The following is a 19,918-nucleotide window of genomic DNA, read 5'->3' on the forward strand; positions in this document are numbered from 1 at the left end:
TGCGCAGGTGCCCCCATGAGCGACCAGCAGGAATTCCCCGAAGACCCACGCGAATACGCCGACCCGGAAAACGCCCCGCACCACGCCACCGGCAAAGGCCTGGCCTTGCCTGGCCAGAATTTGCCGGACAAGGTCTACATCATCCCGATTCACAACCGGCCGTTCTTCCCGGCCCAGGTGCTGCCGGTCATCGTCAACGAAGCGCCGTGGGCCGAGACTCTGGACCTGGTGGCCAAGTCCGAACACCACTCCCTGGCCCTGTTCTACGTGGACACGCCCCAGGAAGACCCGCGCCATTTCGACACCTCGGCCCTGCCGCTCTACGGCACCCTGGTCAAGGTGCACCACGCCAGCCGCGAAAACGGCAAGCTGCAGTTCGTCGCCCAGGGCCTGACCCGCGTACGCCTCAAGACCTGGCTCAAGCATCACCGCCCGCCGTATCTGGTGGAAGTCGAATACCCGCACCAACCCACCGAGCCGACCGACGAGGTCAAGGCCTACGGTATGGCGTTGATCAATGCGATCAAGGAACTGCTGCCGCTCAACCCGCTGTACAGCGAAGAGCTGAAGAACTACCTCAACCGCTTCAGCCCCAACGATCCGTCGCCGCTGACCGACTTCGCTGCCGCCCTCACCTCGGCCACCGGCAGCGAGTTGCAGGAAGTGCTCGACTGCGTGCCGATGCTCAAGCGCATGGAAAAAGTCCTGCCGATGCTGCGCAAGGAAGTCGAAGTCGCGCGCCTGCAAAAAGAGATCTCCGCCGAAGTTAACCGCAAGATCGGCGAGCATCAGCGCGAGTTCTTCCTCAAAGAGCAACTCAAGGTCATCCAGCAGGAGCTGGGGCTGACCAAGGACGACCGCAGCGCCGACATCGAACAGTTCGAACAACGACTGACCGGCAAGGTGCTTTCGTCGCAAGCGCAGAAGCGCATCGAAGAAGAGATGAACAAGCTGTCAGTGCTGGAAACCGGCTCGCCCGAGTATGCGGTGACCCGCAACTACCTCGACTGGGCGACCTCGGTGCCGTGGGGCGTGTACGGCGAGGACAAACTCGACCTCAAGCACGCGCGCAGGGTGCTGGACAAACACCACGCCGGCCTCGACGACATCAAGGACCGCATCCTCGAATTCCTCGCGGTCGGGGCCTACAAAGGCGAGATCAGCGGTTCTATCGTGCTGCTGGTCGGCCCGCCGGGTGTGGGCAAGACCAGCGTCGGCAAATCCATCGCCGAATCCCTGGGCCGGCCATTCTATCGTTTCAGCCTTGGCGGCATGCGCGACGAAGCCGAGATCAAGGGCCACCGCCGCACCTACATCGGCGCACAGCCGGGCAAACTGGTGCAGGCGCTGAAAGACGTTGAAGTGATGAACCCGGTGATCATGCTCGACGAGATCGACAAAATGGGCCAGAGCTACCAGGGCGACCCGGCCTCGGCACTGCTGGAAACCCTCGATCCGGAGCAGAACGTCGAATTCCTCGACCATTATCTGGACCTGCGTCTGGACCTGTCGAAAGTGCTGTTCGTGTGCACCGCCAACACGCTCGACTCGATCCCTGGCCCGCTGCTGGACCGGATGGAAGTGATTCGCCTGTCGGGCTACATCACCCAGGAAAAAGTCGCCATCGCCAAACGTCACCTGTGGCCCAAGCAACTGGAAAAGGCCGGTGTCTCCAAAGGCAGCCTGAGCATCAGCGACAGCGCGCTCAAGGCGCTGGTCGACGGTTATGCCCGTGAAGCCGGCGTGCGCCAGCTGGAAAAAAACCTCGGCAAACTGGTACGCAAAGCGGTGATGAAACTGCTCGACGAGCCGAAAGCCGTGATCAAACTCGGTCCAAAAGATCTCGAAGCTTCACTTGGCAAACCGGTGTTCCGTAACGAGCAGGTACTGTCGGGGGTTGGCGTGATCACCGGGCTGGCCTGGACCAGCATGGGCGGCGCGACACTGCCGATCGAAGCCACGCGCATCCACACCCTCAATCGTGGGTTCAAGCTCACCGGGCAATTGGGTGACGTGATGAAAGAGTCGGCGGAAATCGCCTACAGCTACGTCAGCTCGCACTTGAAGTCGTATGGCGGCGATCCGAAATTCTTCGACGAAGCCTTCGTGCACCTGCACGTGCCGGAAGGCGCCACGCCGAAAGACGGCCCGAGCGCCGGCGTGACCATGGCCAGTGCACTGCTGTCGCTGGCGCGCAACCAGCCGCCGAAGAAAGGTGTGGCCATGACCGGCGAATTGACGTTGACCGGGCATGTACTGCCAATTGGCGGGGTGCGGGAAAAGGTGATTGCGGCGCGGCGGCAGAAGATTTTCGAACTGATCTTGCCGGAAGCGAATCAGGGGAATTTCGAGGAGCTGCCGGAGTATCTGAAGGAAGGGATTACCGTGCACTTTGCCAAACGCTTTGCGGATGTGGCGAAGGTGCTTTTCTGATGTTCCTGTAGCGCCTGTACTGCCATCTTCGCGGGCAAGCCCGCTCCCACAGGAAATTGAGTCGGTCACAGCACTTGTGTGCACCTTCAATCCCTGTAGGAGCGGGCTTGCCCGCGAAGGCGTCAGTCCTGACACCACCGTCCAGGCTGACTGTCACACTTTGTCTCATCTTAAGTTATGCTCGCCGTTCGTCGTGAACGCCGGAGCCCCTGAGCCTATGTCCCTCCTTCGCCTGAGTGCCCCACTCACCCTCGCCTTGCTGGCCGCTTGCGCCACGCAACCTGCACACAACGTGACCGTGGAAAAACAAAGCGAATGCCCGGTGCAGCTCAGCAATGGGCAAAACCTGATCCTGACCCTGCCGAGCAATCCGACCACGGGTTATCGCTGGGCGATCCAGGATTCGGCCGGCGGCGTACTGCACGCCTTGGGGCCGGAGGTTTTTCGAAACCCGGAAGATGCCGGCATCATCGGTGCAGCCGGGGTCTCGACCTGGCGTTTTCAGGCTTTTGCGCCCGGCACCGGGCGTTTGCGCCTGACCTCGCAACAGCCGTGGGCACCGGAAGTGCTGCCGGTGGACTCGTTCGACTGCGCGATCTCGGTTAACTGACCGTGGGCTGGCTGATTCTGGCGCTGATGGGCGCGGTGACCTTTCTTTATGGCCTGAGCGTGCATGCCTCACTGCTGTGTCTGCTGGTCAAGCCACTGCCGGTACTGGCCCTTCTCGGCTGGCTGCATGACGCACCGCCCGGCGAATATCGGCGCTGGATCAGCCTGGGCTTGATCTTCTCTTTGCTCGGCGACGTGTTGCTGGCGTGGCCGGGGGACTTGTTCGTGTTTGGCCTGGGCGCATTTCTGGTCGCCCACCTGGCCTATCTGAAAGCCTACTTGAGCGATTGCCGGCGCCTGGCTCCTTTCCCCCTGATCATCGCCCTCGGCGTCGGTGCGGTGCTGTTGGGGATTCTGATTGCTCACGGGCTGGGCCCATTGCTGATTCCGGTGATCGTCTACGGTCTGGCGATCAGCGCCATGCTCTGGCGCGCGCTCGCACGGCTCGGCACTGACGTGCCCAAGCGTTCGGCGCTGCTGGCGGCAGGCGGAGCGATGGCGTTTGTGTTCTCCGACAGCGTGATTGGCATCAGCCGTTTTGTGGTGCCGTTCGATGCAGCGCCCTATGTGATCATCCTCAGCTATTGGTTGGGACAATGGGGCATCACAGCCTCGGCATTCTCCCAAGGCAAACGCTGATCCCTGTGGCGAGGGGGCTTGCCCCCGTTCGGCGGCGCAGCCGTCGTAAACCCTGTTAGTCGGGTGTATCTGTGATTACCCGGTTGAATGGTTTTTGGACTGCTTCGCAGCCCAACGGGGGCAAGCCCCCTCGCCACAAGAGCACTCTCAGCTTTCAAACTGCATCAACCCACCCGCTTTATCGACAACCCGCGCATCCCCGCGCCAACTTGGCTAAAATGCTGGCCTTTTCCATCTACGCCGCTGGAACCGCCGTGAGCAAAGAATCCGATCGCCTTTTCGCCCAGCCTTTGGCCCAGGTGCCTGACTTCGCCTTTAACGAGGATGTGGTGCGGGTGTTCCCGGACATGATCAAGCGTTCGGTGCCGGGCTATCCGACCATCGTTGAAAACCTTGGCGTGCTCGCCGCGCAGTTCGCCCAGCCGGGCAGCGTGCTCTACGACCTCGGATCGTCCCTGGGTGCCGTGACCCAGGCCCTGCGCCGGCATGTGCGCACCGACGGTTGCCGCGTCATCGCTGTGGATAACTCCGCGGCCATGGTCGAGCGCTGCCGCGAGTACCTCAACGGCCAGGACTCGATGTTCCAGGAGTTGCTGCCGGTCGAGGTGATCGAAGGCGATATCCTGGCGCTGCAATTCCAGCCAGCTTCGGTGGTGGCATTGAACTTCACATTGCAATTCATCGCCCCGGACCAGCGCCTGGCGCTGCTCGGCCGCATCCGCCAGTCGCTGCTGCCCGGTGGAGCGCTGATCCTCTCGGAAAAACTGCGCTTTGAAGACGAGCAGGAGCACGCGCTGCTGACCGACTTGCACATCGCCTTCAAACGCGCCAACGGCTACAGCGAACTGGAAATCGCCCAGAAGCGCAGCGCCATCGAAAACGTCATGAAGCCCGACAGCCTCGAAGAACACCGCGAGCGCCTGCTGGCCGCCGGGTTCTCGAAAGTCGTGCCGTGGTTCCAGTGTCTTAACTTTGCCTCGTTGATTGCCTTGCCATGATTGATCTGTCCCCCCTCGCCCGTCGTCTGGCCGGCACCCCGCTGGCCGATTGGGCCAACACCCTGCAGCGTCAACTCGACAAGAAAATGGAAAAGGGTCACGGCGACCTGGAACGCTGGCAAAGCGCGCTGGACGCCCTGCCGAAGATCCAGCCGAGCGAAGTCGATTTGCTCAACGGCCTGAAGCTGGACACCGATTGCGACGACGCCACCCGCGCACAGATGCGCACGGCGCTGATGGGGTTGTCGCCCTGGCGTAAAGGTCCTTTCGATTTGTTCGGCGTGCATGTCGACACCGAATGGCGCTCGGACTGGAAATGGTCGCGGGTCGCTCCGCACCTGAACCTGAAAGGCAAACGCATTCTCGATGTCGGCTGCGGCAACGGCTACTACATGTGGCGCATGCTCGGTGCGGGCGCGGACAGCGTGATCGGCGTCGATCCGAACTGGTTGTTCTTCTGCCAGTTCCAGGCGGTACAGCGTTACCTGTCCGAGCCCAATGCCTGGCACCTGCCGTTTCCCTTTGAAGACCTGCCACCGAACCTCGAAGGCTTCGACACCGTGTTCTCCATGGGCGTGTTCTACCACCGCCGTTCACCGATCGAGCATTTGCTGGCGCTGAAGGATTGCCTGGTCAAGGGCGGTGAACTGGTGTTGGAGACCCTGGTGGTCGAAGGCGACAAACACCAGGTATTAGTCCCGGAAGACCGTTATGCACAGATGCGTAACGTGTGGTTCCTGCCGTCGGTGCCGGCGCTGGAGCTGTGGCTGCGGCGTGCCGGGTTCACCGATGTGAAATGCGTGGACGTGAGCGTGACCACGGTCGAGGAACAGCGCGGGACGGAATGGATGAAGTATCAGTCGCTGAGCGACTTCCTCGATCCCGAAGATCACAGCAAGACCATCGAAGGGCTGCCGGCGCCGATGCGGGCAGTGATCGTGGCGCGTAAGTAACGGCCACTGAAGATCAAATGTGGGAGCGGGCTTGCTCGCGAAGAGGGAGTGTCAGTTGGCCTATAAGTCACTGACACACCGCATTCGCGAGCAAGCCCGCTCCCACAATGAGTCCGTGTTTAGTCTGCCGGTTTTGCTCTACGAGCCTTGAAGAATTCGCTGAGCACCGCCCCACATTCTTCCGCCAACACCCCGCCCTCATACAACACCCGGTGATTCAAAAAGCCCTGGGTAAAAAACTGCCCCTGACTTTGCACAATCCCCGCTTTCGGTTCCAGCGCGCCATACACCACCCGCGCAATCCGCGAGTGCACGATCAAACCTGCGCACATGCTGCACGGCTCCAGCGTCACGTACAGCGTGCTGCCCGGCAGCCGATAGTTGCTGACGGCCTGGGCGGCGGCGCGGATCGCGACCATCTCGGCATGGGCACTGGGGTCGCTGGCGCTGATTGGGCAGTTGAAGCCACGCCCGATGATTTCACCGTCCTGCACCAGCACCGCGCCCACCGGCACTTCACCCAGGGCTGCACCTTGAGCGGCCAGGGCCAGGGCTTCGCGCATGAAGTCGCGGTCACGGCTGCGGTCGATGATCGCGGCGGGACGAATCTGACGCATCACGCTACCTCGATGGCGGCCATCAGGCCGGTTTCCATGTGGTCGATCACATGGCAATGGAACATCCACACGCCCGGGTTATCCGCCACCAGCGCCACTTGTGCGCGCTCGTTCTTGCCCAGCAGGTAGGTGTCGGTGAAATACGGAATCACCTTGTGGCGGTTCGAGGCGATGACTTTGAAGCTCATGCCGTGCAGGTGAATCGGGTGCTGATACTGAGTCATGTTTTTCAATTCGAAAATGTAGCTCTTGCCCTTCTCGAGTTTGGCAATCGGGCGGTCGGCGCAAGTCTTGTCGGTAATGTCCCAGGCCTTGCCGTTAATTTGCCACAGGCTCGGCGGTTTGCCATTGTCGACATTGACCGATACCGAGCCGGCCCATTCAAAATTGAAGTTGAGTTTCTCGGCATTGCTCAGGTCGGGCTCGGCGATCGGGTTGGCCGGCAGTGCAGACGGCCACTCGGTCGGCGCATCGCTATTGGCCACCGAACGGAACGTGCCCAGGCGCACCGGACCGTTACGCAGGGACAACTCTTCACCGGCCGGCGGGGCCTTGATCGCCAGACAAATGCGCATGCCGGGGCCGAGCCAGTATTCCTTGCCCAGCGGGCGTGGCTCGATGGGGTTGCCGTCCAGCGCATAGATCTGCGCTTCGACACCGGGAATATTCAGGCGATAGGTCAGGGTGTTGTCGAGGTTGAGCAGACGCACGCGGGTAATCTGCCCGGCCGGCAAGTCGATGACCGCTTGTGCAACGCCGTTGATCGTTGCCAGGCGCCCCGCCGTACCGCCCCGGGCTGCCTCCCGTGGAATGCTGAACTCGACGAAGTTGCCCACATCGTCAACATGCCAGCTCTTGAGGCTCAAGGTCTTCTCGTACTTGAATCCGGTCGGCTCGCGCTCTTCGATGATCAGCGGCCCGACCAGCCCGCGACCCAGCTCTTCACTGCTGTTCACGTGCGGGTGATACCAGTAGCTGCCGGCGTCAGGCACGCGGAATTTGTAATCGAAATACTCGCCCGGCAGCACCGGCAACTGGGAGACGTAAGGCACGCCGTCCATTTCCAGCGGCAGGCGGATGCCATGCCAATGAATGGTGGTGGCGACCGGCAGGTGGTTGATGAACCGCACCCGCAGCCATTCACCCTGGCGCACCCGCAACTCGGTGCCCGGTGCCGACGGACCGAACGCCCAGGCCTGGGTCTTGTGCCCGGCCACCAGTTCGACGTCCAGCGGCGCCGCGATCAGTTCATAGTCGTGGCCCGCATCGGCATCGGCCATCTTGCCCAACCAGTAGCGCGACGCGCCACCGGCCCCCACGCCAACGACAACAAGACCGGCCAGACCAGCGAGTATTTGGCGACGGGTAAAAGACATGAACTCAACGACCTCACATGACAACGACGGGCACAGGCCCGGAAAAGGCGAATACGATACACCTGCGATTGCGAAACAGTAAGGGTGGCATCGGGCATGCAGGCCAAATCGGCAGGCGTTACAGCCCTGCCCCTACCCGAAATCGAATCGCAAATGGGCGTAACTATGTAGTGCACATTGCCAGAGCGTACGGGGCATCTTCGACGTCCATTTTCTCAAGGAACGAGAGCCGATGAACTCCACCGAATCCCGTCCGCTGCCCAACGCAGCAGACAAGGCCACACTCAAGGCCATCGCCCGTAACGTGATCCTGTCCTGCCCGGGTCTGCAAGACGTGGCTCACGAAGTCGCCAGCGAACTGCTCAAGCAACAAGGCATCACCACCCTCGATCCGGACCGCATCTATTTCCACCGGTTCGATGCGGCGCAAAGCAGTTCCCGAACCTTCACCGGCTGGGAACACATCCGGGCAACACCCAGTGAATCCACTACGTTGACGCAACTGGTGATCCATCGCTTCCGCGCCACCGATCAGGACAATGCCGACCTGCTGGACCTTTATGGAGGCTTCTACACAGCCGCACCGGACGCCGGGAAATTCAACGAATCCAATGAAGTTCGCCTGCACGGCAATGACGTCTTGAAGTACTTCTGGAGTGTCGATTTCAGCACGCTGTATACCGACCGGCTGAAGGCCTACTGGAGCGCTTCGAGCAGCGACTTCCGCACCCTGGCCAAGTGCAATTTCCTCATCACTGCCTTGCAGGCGCGGGACAAACGCCAGTTGAGTGACGAGGATTTCCAGTTCGTCACTCATGAAGTTATTGGCCCGATGACCTGGCCCGTCAGCCTGCAATTGTTGCAAGCGGAACACCACGGCACGGACAGCACCCGCACCCTGGATGTTGCCGGCTACGTCTCCACCGACATTCTTCGCATCGTGGCGCCCAAAGGCCGACAGATCGTTTACCTGCCTGGCGATATTGATGCCTTCCAGGTACTGGAAACCGCCACGGACATGCACTACTGGATGCTGCAGCGGATGAACAAGGAAGAGGCGCGTCAGGCATTCATGTCGCATTTTTCCCTGGCCGACCGACAGAACATCGCCGAGAACATCAGCGATCTCATGAATCGACTGGTCAGCACCTGGGGCAAGTACGACCACCACCTGATCAACCAGGAAAACCAGGTCATTCGCGGTGACGCCTTCAGTTGGCTGCGAGACTCGACTGAAGCCGCGATGTTCGCCGAGGCTGCGCTAACACTGACTTCCAACAGCGATCTACGCAAAAAACTCTGGATCGGCTACCTCAGCGCCGGCGTGAAAGTGCTCGGCCCGATGGCCGTCGTCGGTTGGCCGGTCGCCCTGCCGGTGATCGGCGCCAGCATCGCCAACATGGGGTTGAACATCGATCAGGCGGTCAGCGGCAAAACCGCTGAAGAACGCAAGGCCGGTGTCGTTGGCGCGGTATTCAGTGGCATCGATGTGCTGTTCAACCTGCTTGTCCTCAAAGGCCCCGGCTTACTTGAAGAGGTCGGCCCCGAAATTGACGCCGCCGAAGCGCAGGAAATGGCCGATCTGAAGGGAAAGACCCAACCGCCCGAAGGCCCCGGACCGACTCCAAGCGAAGTCCCCCTTGAAACGCCCGGCAACGCCGAGCCTTTCGTGAAAGTACCGGAAAACTTCAAAATCGATGTGTCACTTAACGAGGACACACTGGTTCGTGAACCGGGCAAATTCCAAGGCACCTATCGGCTCGCGTCCAACCCTTCCAGCGCGATCAAACTCAATGGCAACGCGTATTACGTGCGCTTTGAAAACGGCCTGAACGGTCGCGGTCACTGGACAATCATCGACCCGGCCAACCCCAATGCGTTCTCGGGTTCGATTCCCGTGCGTTTGAGCGCCGAAGGCAAGTGGGAAACTATCCCGCGACTGGGGTTGAGGGGAGGCATGGAAACACCGCCGGTTGCAGGCGCAGGCGTAACAAACGAAGCCGTTGAAGACTGGGCGCGAACACCGGGCATGTATGTCCAGGGGCTCGAAGACCCCGAAATAAGGGCATGGGCACTCGGTGGTCCAGACGTGCGCAGTGTGTATAGAAAAGGATGGACGATCGTCGGCGTGGATGCTCGCAATGTGCTCATCGCGGATGCCGATGGAGCAACAGCTTCTTTGACCGATTTCGATGTAACTCAGGAAGAAGCGCGTAGAAACCTGGTTCACAATGCAAACGCCTATTACAGACTTCATCCACCGACTGCCCGTCCGCCAGTGACTTCAGTGGCGCGAATCGAAACGCCGACTGAGCTGTTCGATAGCGCATTCGCGGAAAAATCGGGACTGATTGTCGGCGAGCCTCGCGGCAGCATCGGCAGCAAACAGTTCTTGATCGAAAACATGCCTGCCCTGGCCCAACGTGGTGTGAAGACGTTGTACCTGCAAGAACTGCTGGCAGACGCCAATCAGCTCGATCTGGACTCCTTTGCACGAACCGGCGAAATGCCCGAAGAACTCGAGAACTATCTACGAAAGCTCGACTTCCAGGCTGGCAACGATCCTGAAGGCAAATTCAACCTGCTGGCGCTGGTGAAGGCCGCCAATGCCGAGCGTATCCGGGTTCAAGCCATCGACATGTCGACGACCTACCGCATCAATGTAGTTCCACTCCTGCGGGACCCGAACTACCAAATGGCGAGGAGTTTTTTTGCCAGCCAGGTCATTCAATTCAATGAAGAATATAAGGGAGCGGCCAATTGGGTCGCGCTGGTCGATCAGGAAAACATGACGACCTTCAGAGGCTACCGGGGTATCAGCGACCAGGCCGATGCCCTGAGCATCCGTATCGATGACGTAATACCGGGTCAGGTACAGCCTATCGGCTCCGATCCCGGTTTTTCGGTGGAGTATGAGGACTACCCGGGCTCCCCGGTCTATGAGGTGTCAGCATTGACCGAGCCTGGCAGTATCCGGGAGCTGATCAAAGCCGACTGGCGTGTACAGATACAGACCCCGTGGGCCGACAGAACCCCGCAAGAACTGCACACGCTGTTGTCGGAGCCGGGGATGTTCACCTTCCAGCGCTATAGAAGCAGTTTCCTGGTGGTTTATCGCGGCGCCAATAATCGAATGGCGGACAGCGTCATCCGTTGGACGCCCGAAGGCAGGATCAATCTGGACACCCCGTTGGGGCCAACCTACAACTCCATCACGGTGGATAACTTCGAGCAACTGAAACAGGCACTGATAGACAGAGGCATGCAGCCAATGGGTTGGCCAGAACTGGTCGGCGAGGCAGAGGGTGCTGCGGCGTTGCTCGATGGACTTGAGCAGGTGCTGCCTGAAACCCATCAGTCGATACCGGGCACTTGGCAAGCCAACGAGCTGCTCGAAGGCATGACGCCCCAAAGCCAACCTGGAAAGTACCAGGGCATCTATCGTCTGAACTCCAACCCTTCGACCGCCATCATGCTCGATGACACGCCGTACTACGTCGATTTCAAGGCCGACGTCAACGGTGCTGGCCACTGGGCGATCATCGACCCGCAAAACCCGACAGCCCTGTCGGGCTCGATCCCTGTGCGTCTGAATGCCGAAGGGAAGTGGGAAACCATGGCAAAAGAGGGCCTCAAGGGGGGCGGAAAAACTCAAAGCAACCCAGTTCCCGTCTTGCCCGGGCCTTCCGCTCCCCCTCCAGATGCCGGTGCGCAAAGTGCAACATCGATTTATGAGGTGCCGACCCGTTTGCGCCCAGAGCTCAAGGACGCGGCAAACGGATTTCACGAGCGCTCTTTGTGGGATGTCTACGACAATTTACGGGAGTTCGACCCTTACCGGGATTTCAAGGCGATCAGACAACGCCTGCTTCAAGATGCGGTGAGCTTTTACCAGCACATTCAGCTGCCACCAAGGCCGCCCATTGCTTCCATGGATCCTGCTGCTACCGACCAGTCCATTATTCAGACGCTTTTTCAGGACTCACGAGGGCTGGTCATTGGCGAAAGTCATAGTGAGACCGGCAGCAAGCAATTCTTGATCGACAACATGGAGCACTTAGCCAGGCAGAACGTCAAAACCCTCTACATGGAACATTTGCTCACTGACTTCCATCAGGCCGATCTGGATGAGTTTTTCAATTCAGGTTCAATGCCTGAAAGCCTGGAGCAGTACTTAAAGGGACTCGATCACGGGCATATGACCGACCCGCTCGATCGCTACACCTTTCTTGAAGTGGTCAGGATCGCGGGAAAAAACCAGGTTCGGGTTCAGGCCATCGACTGCATGGCAAGTTACAGGCTCAGCGGCATGCGTTCTTCCCATGTTGGCGAGAACATCGACAAAGAGACGCTCAGGCAGCAAATGATGAATTTCTACGCCAGGACAGTCATCCGGGCCGATCAGGCATCGCACGGTGCTCACCGGTGGGTGGCCTTGATGGGTAATTCCCATGTCGGCACCTACCGTAATGTTGCGGGCATCAGCGAGCTGGAAGAAGCCATTGGTTTGCGCATCGAGGATGTCGCCGAAGGTCAGGCCACGGGCATCGTGGCAGATCCCGGCAGGAACTACGCGGCTGACCAAATCGGGCACGCGGTCGAGTTTGTGAAAAACGATTTGCGCCTACAGATCGAAACGCCCTGGATGGCGCAAAAGATGCCGGAGATCGACAAGCTGCTGACCAGGCCTGGCATGTACACCTTGAAACAGGAACCGGTCGAGACGTTTCTCATGCACCGAAGCAGTGACAACTCGCTGGTGCGTACCGCCATCGAGACGGAGCGTGGCTACTACTCCATCAAACGGCCTTCCTGGCCTTTGATCAATGGACGACGGTTTCCCAGTATCAAGGCGTTACTGGAAGCTCTGAATCAAATGGGCATGACCTTGGCCGGGTGGTCGAAACCGCTGTAACAAGCGCACAAAAAAAGCCGTGTGAAATCGGGTTTCACACGGCTTTTGATGTTGCAGCGCTCAAGCCATCAGGGCTTGTGCGGGATCATTCCCACTCAATGGTTTTCTTCAAGTCAGGTCGATCACGATGATCTCGCAAAGATCGCCGGGTTCCAGGTCCTGCGTGTTGTGAAGCTCCGATTGGGCCTTCAGTTCGTCCACCAGTGGCATGCGCGGCACTTCAGTCGGTGCACCTTTCTTGCCGCCATGCTTGCCCGCCATCGTCGACATCACGGTCTTGAGGCGATCGGGCGTCTGTTCCTCGTTGCGCTTGTTGAAGCGGTTCCACATCGCCTTGGGCGTTGCGTTCAGGCTGCCGTGATGTCCGACCTTGTAGAAATCGACGTCGTCGAGCAGTTCCGCCATGCCCGATTGGAGCGCGTAGTTCCAGTTCTCCAGTTGCGCATCACCGGGAAACAGCAGCTTTCTGGTTCCCGCTTCGAACAACAGGATGAGACTCGTATTGTTCATGGCGTCATCCAGCGCCGTGACGATTCCGAGCAACTGATCAGCTTCCGCGTTGTCGACCCGTTCCGCGACCCAGCGCATCTCGCTTGGCAGGCGCGACTTGCGAATCATTTCTTCCTTCGAAAGCTGTGGGAACAGCTTGCTGTCCGACTCCCTGGCCACCGCGGCATCCGCGCCGAGAGCCACCAGGGGACTCGCACGTAACCAATAGTCGCTCGAGGCTTTCGCATACTTTTTGATTGACTGCGACTGCTGCAATGTCGGGGGGCCCAACACGTGCACCTTGATGTTCGGCAGGATTTCGTCGAGATCGACATCGCAGCCGTGAAACAGATAGACATTGCGTGTCTGATCACCAGCCATGGTCATCAGGTTCTTGACCGCGCAGAGGTTCTTGATGTTGTCCTCGCCGAGAAAGCGCAGGCGGTCGGCAAACGGCCATTGGGCGCTGAAGCCCTTCTCGCTGTCGAGCCGCCGCACCACCGATTCGGCGATGGCATGCATGCTTTCGAGCGAGGCAACACGCGTGTCGAAGGCCTTCTTCGCCGCTGCCGCATCAGCCAGGCCCGCCCAGTTCTCGGGGGCTTCGGGGGCCTCGGTCCATGGCTGCAGCACGCGATCGGGTTTGAGTGCCCGGATCACATCGCCAGGACCATCGCCATTGTCAGACGTGGCGAACCCGCTGATGTGATCGGCATGCCGGTGGGTGGCGACCACGATGTCGAGCTTGCCGCCACATTGCTGCGCGATGTCGTCGGCCACGCGCTTCATGTCCGCCTTCGGATCGTTTTTCGGCATGCCGGTGCTGCCGAAATCGATCAGGATGTGCCTGGCGCTGTTGTCGCTGTAATCGAAGCGCAGAAGAAAGCAGTCGCCGAATCCGACCTGGTAGGCGCGAATCGTCACCTTGACGGGTTGCGGCCCTGCGCTGTGAGCAGTGGTGACCATGGTGTCAATCCTCCATGCGCGCCAGATGCATGCTCGAGAAGCGCATGCGCGCCTCGTCGCGTGGCATACGCAGTTGCCCTGTATCGCGCAGGTACTCGAGGCGCCGCACTTGCCGCGCGCCATCGAGCAGGCCATTGCAGATGTGGTACTTGACGCGACCGTACTGGTCGAAGACGACGACACCACCGCCGAAGAGATCGGCCCGCGTGCGGGTCGTGAAACCCTCGGGCAAGGGTTTGATGCCGCACTCCGACATCAGCTCGGATCCGAAGAAATGCCCGATCTGGACGTACTGACAAATCGTTTCCCGGAACGGAATACCGTCGGGATCGACACGCAAGGCTGCGTCGATCGACTGCACTTGCGTATGGCCCCGATCGGTGATGCCGAGTGCCTCGCGGTTTTCCCAAAGGAAGCGAAAGCATTCATCAGGGTCACGCGTCAGCGCTTCGGCATTGCTGCGCGAATACTGCAGCTCTTCCGGCGTCGAAAAACTCGACCAGCATCCGTCTGTGTCAGTTTGTCCGCTGGGCGGGACGATGCCATAAGCCTTGAAGGAATTCCTGATCTGCGAGCGATAACCGAATCGGCTGTCATCCGGCACCAGCTCGCGATCAGCCGTGAGCAACCCGGCCAGGAACTGGCCAAAATCGAGATCGGTCGGTGGACAGTAGTCGATCGCACGGATCGACATCTGCAACAACTGCGCAGCGGCCTTGGCTCCTTCTTCGACGACAGACTTGAGGTTGTAGCCTCCACCCTCGAATGTGCCGAGCTGGGCGATGCGTTCTGTCCATAGTTCGACGAAAGCGCGCATCATCGCTGCCACAAGGACTTCGCCTCGTCGATGCGGCTCCAGCATTTCAGGGGCATCGAGAATGTCCGGATCAGGCGTGATCTTGACCGATTGGCGCAGAGCCCCGCGTCCACCATCCGCGATGGCACCTATCTCTGCAGCGATGCCGAGCAGGATCGACGATCGTATGGCATCGCCCGTCACCTTCTCGGCAGGAATCAGCTGCATCGGCTCGCCGAGGCCCGGCAGTTTGTCATTGAAGCCCAGACCCGCTGCGACCACTTCGGACAGCGAGAAGATCGAGAGGATCGCAACGATGTCGGCGAAGCCTTCATGGAAGGCGGCCTGGTCGGGACCAGACGGCTCCGTGTAGCGCGTGCGCAGGCCGTCCAGTACCGCATGCGTAGTCTCATGTGCGATGACGTCGTGGCTGAGCGCGGTAAAGACCGGCTGCATCTTGTCGTCGAAGAAGTAGCCAAACATCAGCGTCCTGTCGGGCTCTGAATAAAAAGCGTTGGCCAGCGCGAAGGCATGTGGCGCAATGTGCAGCTGATGGCCACCGAACGACCAGCGGACACGGCGACCGAGCGCGCGCTCGAACAGACCCAGCGTGCGCATCGCGATCGCATAGCAGTTCTGGGCATGGAAATTGGGATTCTCGAGCAAGCGGGCCTGGTAGGCCTTGTCGTGCAGTGTTTCGCCGTCCTGCGGCGCGAAAGGATCGAGCAAGACGTCGCCGACTTGATAGCGTTGGCGATCGGCGTAGGCGTGCCGCTCGGTCGCGTTGTAGTCGACCACCTTGATCCTGTAGCCAGTGGGGCCCCAAGCCAGGATCTCGGCCGGCACGTCGACCTGCGCGAACACTATGGGTCCGTTGTTGCCCAGACGCAGACCCGGATCCTTGGCGATGACGGTCAGTTTACGAACGGATTGCAGCACAGTCATGGAAGCGTCCTCTTGCGAAAAAGCTACTCACAGACTTTATGCGTTGTACTGCATGCGCATCATCTGGTTTGGGCAGAGTAGATGAACTCATGCAGGCCTGCGCCGAAGTTTCCCATCAAGCCGCAGGCGCTGCCGTTCATCCTATGGAATTCAACGACTCAGAGTGTGGGAAGCTGCAATCGATGCCGTATTCACAATCACCGGCAGCTTCCTCTAAACCATTGATTCACATGGCTGGTTCAACCGCCATCATTCCCACTCTATTATCCATAGCCTATTAAAAATTAACTAAATCAATTACTTGAAGCTGTGTTTCAAATCCAATGCCACGAAAAATACCATTGTGACAAACAGGCATCCCTGCTGACGGCCTAGAACAGTATCCCGACAGGCTCGTAGGGTGCCATCAACAGTTAATCCCCGTCAGCTGGCCGGATTGCGTGCCCTAACGATCCACGCCGCCCCGCCGATCATCACAGCTCCCTCGCCGGTAAGACCCGTGAAGACGGCACGAACGGCGCCCCAGGCGCAGGCGCGGATGTCGTCGGGTTGATCAGCAAGCGCACGCGACAGCGGGCCGACCTCGAGCGTCATCTTCACCGCATCGTCGATCGCCGCGTCCCGCGTCCCGCCCTTGCCGAACGGGACAGAAGCATCGAAGGGCGCGATAACGATATCGGTGAAGCCGGCTGCCGTCAGGATGTGTGCCACCCGCCCGCTGTCGCCGAATGAAAATGGGCCGGGCGATTCGGGATCGGGCAGCGGGACGATACTCTTGAGCGCGTCAATAGGCAGACGCATCCAATCATTCTCGGCAACGCCGCGCCAGCAAACGAAAGCGACCCGCCCGCCCGGTCGGAGCGTGCGTCGCATATGGGCGAATGCCCCTATCGGATCGTCGAAGAACATCACCCCGAAACGCGAAAACAGGATGTCGAACGAGCCCTCGGGCAGTTCGGCGCTGCTAGCGTCGGCCACCTGGAACAGGGCCGGCGTATTATGTGGCGCGAGCGCGCGCGCTCGGTCGATCAGCGGTTCGGATATGTCCACGCCCAGCACTTGCCCCCCCCGCGCCAACGCAGGCGGCCAGAGCCAGACTCGACGCGCCCGCGCCGCAGCCGACGTCCAGCACGCGCTCACCCGTCGCGGGCGAAGCGGCTTCGATCGCGGCTTGGCCGAACACCGCCACCATGGCGTCGAGCCGGGCCTGGTTGGCGACCCAACGCTCCCCGCTTTGGCCTTTCCAGTCTGCGACCTGATAGGCATTCTGCTCAGTCATGCGATCTCCTTGTTCTGATCTGTTCTCAACTAGCTACCCTTTTTTCGGCGCTGGGGGAACGACGCTACTCAGGTCCATGCCGCGATCCGTTTCGCAATTGCCTCGGGGGCCTCAATGTGCAGAAAGTGGCCAAGGTCAGGGACGACCTCGTTCGTGCGTTGGGCGGCAAACCGATGTCGGTCGTCGACCTGCGCGGGGAGGATGCAACCGTCGTTGGCCCCGTGAAGCTGCAACAAGGGCACCTTGATCGGCTGAGACATTCGGCGCGTCGCCTCAAACATGCCGGGCCGCAGCATCGCTCGGTAGAACTTTAGGGGCGCGGGCATGCTCGCCCGCAGGTGCACGTGTAGCTCTGCCTGGAGCGCAGGCTCAAGCGAGAAGCCGGGCGACCACTGACGCCAGAGGTGGTCGATCAGGGCGAGATCGCGGGCGGTGGCGATCCAGCCGCTTCCAGGCAGTTGAAAAAGCCCCATGTACCAGCTACGACGTAGCTGGGCCGGGCTGGCCATCCGGCCCATGAACGTGAGTGGATGCGGGATTGCGAGCGTGACCGCGCGTTCGATCCGCTCCGGCGCTGTGACGCAGGCATCGTATGTGATCAGGGCGCCCCAATCGTGGCCGATCAACTCCACGGGGCGCCCCGGAGACCAGCGATCGATCAGCGCGAGCACGTCGCTGGTGAGGGCTGCGAAGTCGAACGGCCCCGCAGTCGGGGACGGCGCGTAACCGCGAAGCCATGGGGCTACCACATAACGTCCACGGCGGCCGAGCTCGGCAAGAAAGGCCTTCGCAGTCGGTGGATGGTCTGGGAAGCCGTGCAAGAAAATCGTCGGTTGGCCATCGGGATCTCCACCCTGCAGCGCGTGAAAGGTGCCGTGGGGCAGGTCGAAAGTGACGTGTTCGAATTCCATGCCTGCCCCGTCAAACCAGCATCGACTGCTGAGCGGAAATACCCGCCATCGCGCCGTGCGATATTGCCGTGGTGACTGAGGCCATGGCTGGGTTGGCAAGGTCACCGGCGGCGTAGATGCCGGGCGTGCTGGTTTCGCGGCGATCGTCGACCTTGATGGCAATACCGAGAGGGGTATCGACCGTGGCGAGGCCCAGTGATTCATGCAGGCTTGCGGACGGCTTGTTGCGCGGATGCGCGAACAGGATGTCGACCGCGACATCGGGAGCGGTATCGAGCTTGACGGTGGCACCATGGCTCCCGTGATGGACGATTTCGGTGATCCGAGCATCGATAACAGGTATATGGCGGCGCGACAGATCAGCCTGGATGTCGGGCGGAATGTCGTGACCATCGGCGAAAACCGTCAACGCGTCAGTCCAATCGTGGTACAGCCTGACATAGTTGTGCGACTGCGGGCCGGACCATATAAGGCCCCAATGCTGGCCGGCGACTTCAAACCCGTCGCAATAGGGGCAGGGTACGATGGACGTACCCCAACTTTCGGCAAAGCCTGGAACATCAGGCATCTGGTCGGCGACGCCATAGCTCAGGATCAGGCGGCGCGCCCTTAGGCTTTCGTTATCGTCAGTGAGGACGCAGAAATCGTCGATGGCACCAGACACTCTCTCGGCCCGGGCAACGACGAGCCTGATTGTGGGATAACGCGCCAACTGCTCCCGCGCCTCGGCCAAGATGTCCAGCGGCGGTTTGTGATCGTGGCCGAGCAACCCATGCGAGTGGCCAGCAAATCGGTTGCGCGGCAGGCCGGTATCAAGAACGATGACCTTGCGGCGGGCACGACCAAGCTGCAAGGCGGCGGCGAGACCGGCAAAGCTGCCGCCGATGATAATGACGTCGTTCATGGTGATGGGCTCCGCGCTATGAATGAAGGGACATTAGGTTGCAGATTTGAGATACTGTAAGGTACCCTAATTCAGCAATTAGGATACTGTCAAGTACTGGAATTTTATGACCGAAAGCAGTCAGAACCGGCGTGGCCGGCCCACCAACGAAACGCTTGGCGAAACCATCATCACAGCCGCGTTCGAACTCTTCGTGGAATTGGGTTTTCAGGCTACGACCATGGACAAAGTCGCCCAGCGGGCGAAAATATCCAAGCTAAGCATCTATCGGCACTTCGAGAATAAGGAGGCGCTGTTCAGCGCAGCCATCGCGGCCCGCTGCCATCAATTTGCACCACAGGCCCTTTTTGAAGGCTGCGACGGTTCGGCCGAAGATCAGCTCATGGCGGTGGGATCATCCCTGCTTCGCACGCTGTTAAGCCCGGACGTGCGCAGTGTCGAAGCCATGATCATGGCCGACAAGACGAATCAAAAGTCGTTAAGCAAGCGTCAATACGAAGCCGGCCCTGCCCATGTCATCGACCAGATCGAGGCCTTATTGCGTCAGTTGCATGCGAAGGCAGTTTTGAACGTGCCCGACCCTCGCCGGTCCGCCCGCTTGTTTGCCGCGCTTATCAAAGGATCCGACCTCTTGATTATCGCGCGCTTCGATGAGGCGAGAGCAGAGGACGACAACGAAATCGAATCCTATTGCCGGTCGGCCGTCGCCATGTTCATAGCTGCACACGACGGCAACAACCACGCGGATGGATAGGCATTTAATCCGGGGCACTCATGGGCATGGAGAATGTGATGTTGCCGGAGCCCAGTCAGTTGTTGGGCAGGCGGGATCGTACCCTTCGTCACCTGGCGTCAGGAGACTTCACACAAAGGTACAAAAAGATGAGATCCCGATCAGGCCTCAAAAACACCATGTGTATTTGCGGGAATTCGCTGCGGGGCCGATGCGGGATGCGTCAGCCACCCCCTCATATGCCAGAGACTGGCAAACAGATAGTGCTGACACCTACGTTGCAGAGCATTCTCGATACCATGTCGGCACTCCATATCCGGACATGGTATCGATGTAGCTCGCTCACATACGTACG

The 19,918-nt window shown here is 60.0% G+C and carries 15 protein-coding genes; 7 read left to right on the plus strand and 8 right to left on the minus strand.

From position 1 onward, the window contains the following. Positions 1-15: 15 nt before the first annotated feature. The 5 genes from lon (at position 16) to cmoB (ending at position 5,632) form a co-directional block, all read left to right on the plus strand. Complete coding sequence (gene lon, locus ABIA48_RS09530; protein ID WP_429488196.1) at positions 16-2,433, plus strand: endopeptidase La; 2,418 nt, start codon at positions 16-18, stop codon at positions 2,431-2,433. 217 nt (positions 2,434-2,650) lie between these two features. Continuing rightward, complete coding sequence (locus ABIA48_RS09535) at positions 2,651-3,043, plus strand: protease inhibitor I42 family protein (protein ID WP_429488198.1); 393 nt, start codon at positions 2,651-2,653, stop codon at positions 3,041-3,043. A 2-nt stretch (positions 3,044-3,045) separates the two neighbouring features. Then, on the plus strand, positions 3,046-3,681 hold the full coding sequence (locus ABIA48_RS09540; protein WP_429488200.1) for a lysoplasmalogenase: 636 nt from the start codon (positions 3,046-3,048) through the stop codon (positions 3,679-3,681). A gap of 218 nt (positions 3,682-3,899) precedes the next feature. Beyond that, positions 3,900-4,679: a carboxy-S-adenosyl-L-methionine synthase CmoA gene (gene cmoA, locus ABIA48_RS09545; protein ID WP_429488202.1), complete on the plus strand. Its 780-nt coding sequence runs from the start codon at positions 3,900-3,902 to the stop codon at positions 4,677-4,679. Continuing rightward, positions 4,676-5,632 carry a tRNA 5-methoxyuridine(34)/uridine 5-oxyacetic acid(34) synthase CmoB gene (cmoB, locus tag ABIA48_RS09550; RefSeq protein WP_429488204.1) on the plus strand — a complete coding sequence of 319 codons (957 nt, stop codon included), beginning with the start codon at positions 4,676-4,678 and terminating at the stop codon, positions 5,630-5,632. The genes cmoA and cmoB overlap by 4 nt, the downstream gene beginning before the upstream one ends. 119 nt (positions 5,633-5,751) lie before the next feature. On the opposite strand, the gene tadA is transcribed toward cmoB, so the two are convergent. Continuing rightward, positions 5,752-6,249: a tRNA adenosine(34) deaminase TadA gene (tadA, locus tag ABIA48_RS09555; RefSeq protein WP_429488206.1), complete on the minus strand. Its 498-nt coding sequence runs from the start codon at positions 6,247-6,249 to the stop codon at positions 5,752-5,754. Next, complete coding sequence (locus ABIA48_RS09560) at positions 6,249-7,625, minus strand: multicopper oxidase family protein (RefSeq protein WP_429488208.1); 1,377 nt, start codon at positions 7,623-7,625, stop codon at positions 6,249-6,251. The genes tadA and ABIA48_RS09560 overlap by 1 nt, the downstream gene beginning before the upstream one ends. Positions 7,626-7,857: 232 nt before the next feature. On the opposite strand from ABIA48_RS09560, the gene ABIA48_RS09565 reads away from it, so the two are divergent. After that, entirely contained in the window at positions 7,858-12,540 is a 4,683-nt protein-coding gene (locus tag ABIA48_RS09565) for a membrane-targeted effector domain-containing toxin (protein WP_429488210.1), read from the plus strand. Positions 12,541-12,648: 108 nt separating this feature from the next. Here ABIA48_RS09565 and ABIA48_RS09570 read toward each other — a convergent pair whose 3' ends face one another. The 6 genes from ABIA48_RS09570 to ABIA48_RS09595 form a co-directional block, all read right to left on the minus strand. Continuing rightward, on the minus strand, positions 12,649-13,995 hold the full coding sequence (locus ABIA48_RS09570) for a hypothetical protein (RefSeq protein ID WP_429488212.1): 1,347 nt from the start codon (positions 13,993-13,995) through the stop codon (positions 12,649-12,651). A 4-nt stretch (positions 13,996-13,999) separates the two neighbouring features. Next, the gene (locus tag ABIA48_RS09575) at positions 14,000-15,736 is read right to left on the minus strand and encodes a hypothetical protein (RefSeq protein WP_429488214.1); all 1,737 of its coding nucleotides are present in this window, start codon (positions 15,734-15,736) and stop codon (positions 14,000-14,002) included. Positions 15,737-16,159: 423 nt separating this feature from the next. Continuing rightward, a complete protein-coding gene (locus tag ABIA48_RS09580) occupies positions 16,160-16,786 on the minus strand; it encodes a class I SAM-dependent methyltransferase (protein WP_429488216.1) in 627 nt (208 codons plus the stop codon). After that, positions 16,734-17,015, minus strand: a complete 282-nt coding sequence (locus ABIA48_RS09585; RefSeq protein WP_429488218.1) for a hypothetical protein — start codon at positions 17,013-17,015, stop codon at positions 16,734-16,736. The genes ABIA48_RS09580 and ABIA48_RS09585 overlap by 53 nt, the downstream gene beginning before the upstream one ends. A gap of 68 nt (positions 17,016-17,083) precedes the next feature. Then, entirely contained in the window at positions 17,084-17,926 is an 843-nt protein-coding gene (locus ABIA48_RS09590; RefSeq protein WP_429488220.1) for an alpha/beta fold hydrolase, read from the minus strand. A 10-nt stretch (positions 17,927-17,936) separates the two neighbouring features. Next, complete coding sequence (locus tag ABIA48_RS09595; RefSeq protein ID WP_429488222.1) at positions 17,937-18,830, minus strand: NAD(P)/FAD-dependent oxidoreductase; 894 nt, start codon at positions 18,828-18,830, stop codon at positions 17,937-17,939. Between the two features lie 106 nt (positions 18,831-18,936). On the opposite strand from ABIA48_RS09595, the gene ABIA48_RS09600 reads away from it, so the two are divergent. Next, positions 18,937-19,584: a TetR/AcrR family transcriptional regulator gene (locus ABIA48_RS09600; RefSeq protein ID WP_429488224.1), complete on the plus strand. Its 648-nt coding sequence runs from the start codon at positions 18,937-18,939 to the stop codon at positions 19,582-19,584. Positions 19,585-19,918: the final 334 nt, after the last annotated feature.

The organism is Pseudomonas sp. S30_BP2TU TE3576 (assembly GCF_050436025.1).
Classification (GTDB): domain Bacteria; phylum Pseudomonadota; class Gammaproteobacteria; order Pseudomonadales; family Pseudomonadaceae; genus Aquipseudomonas.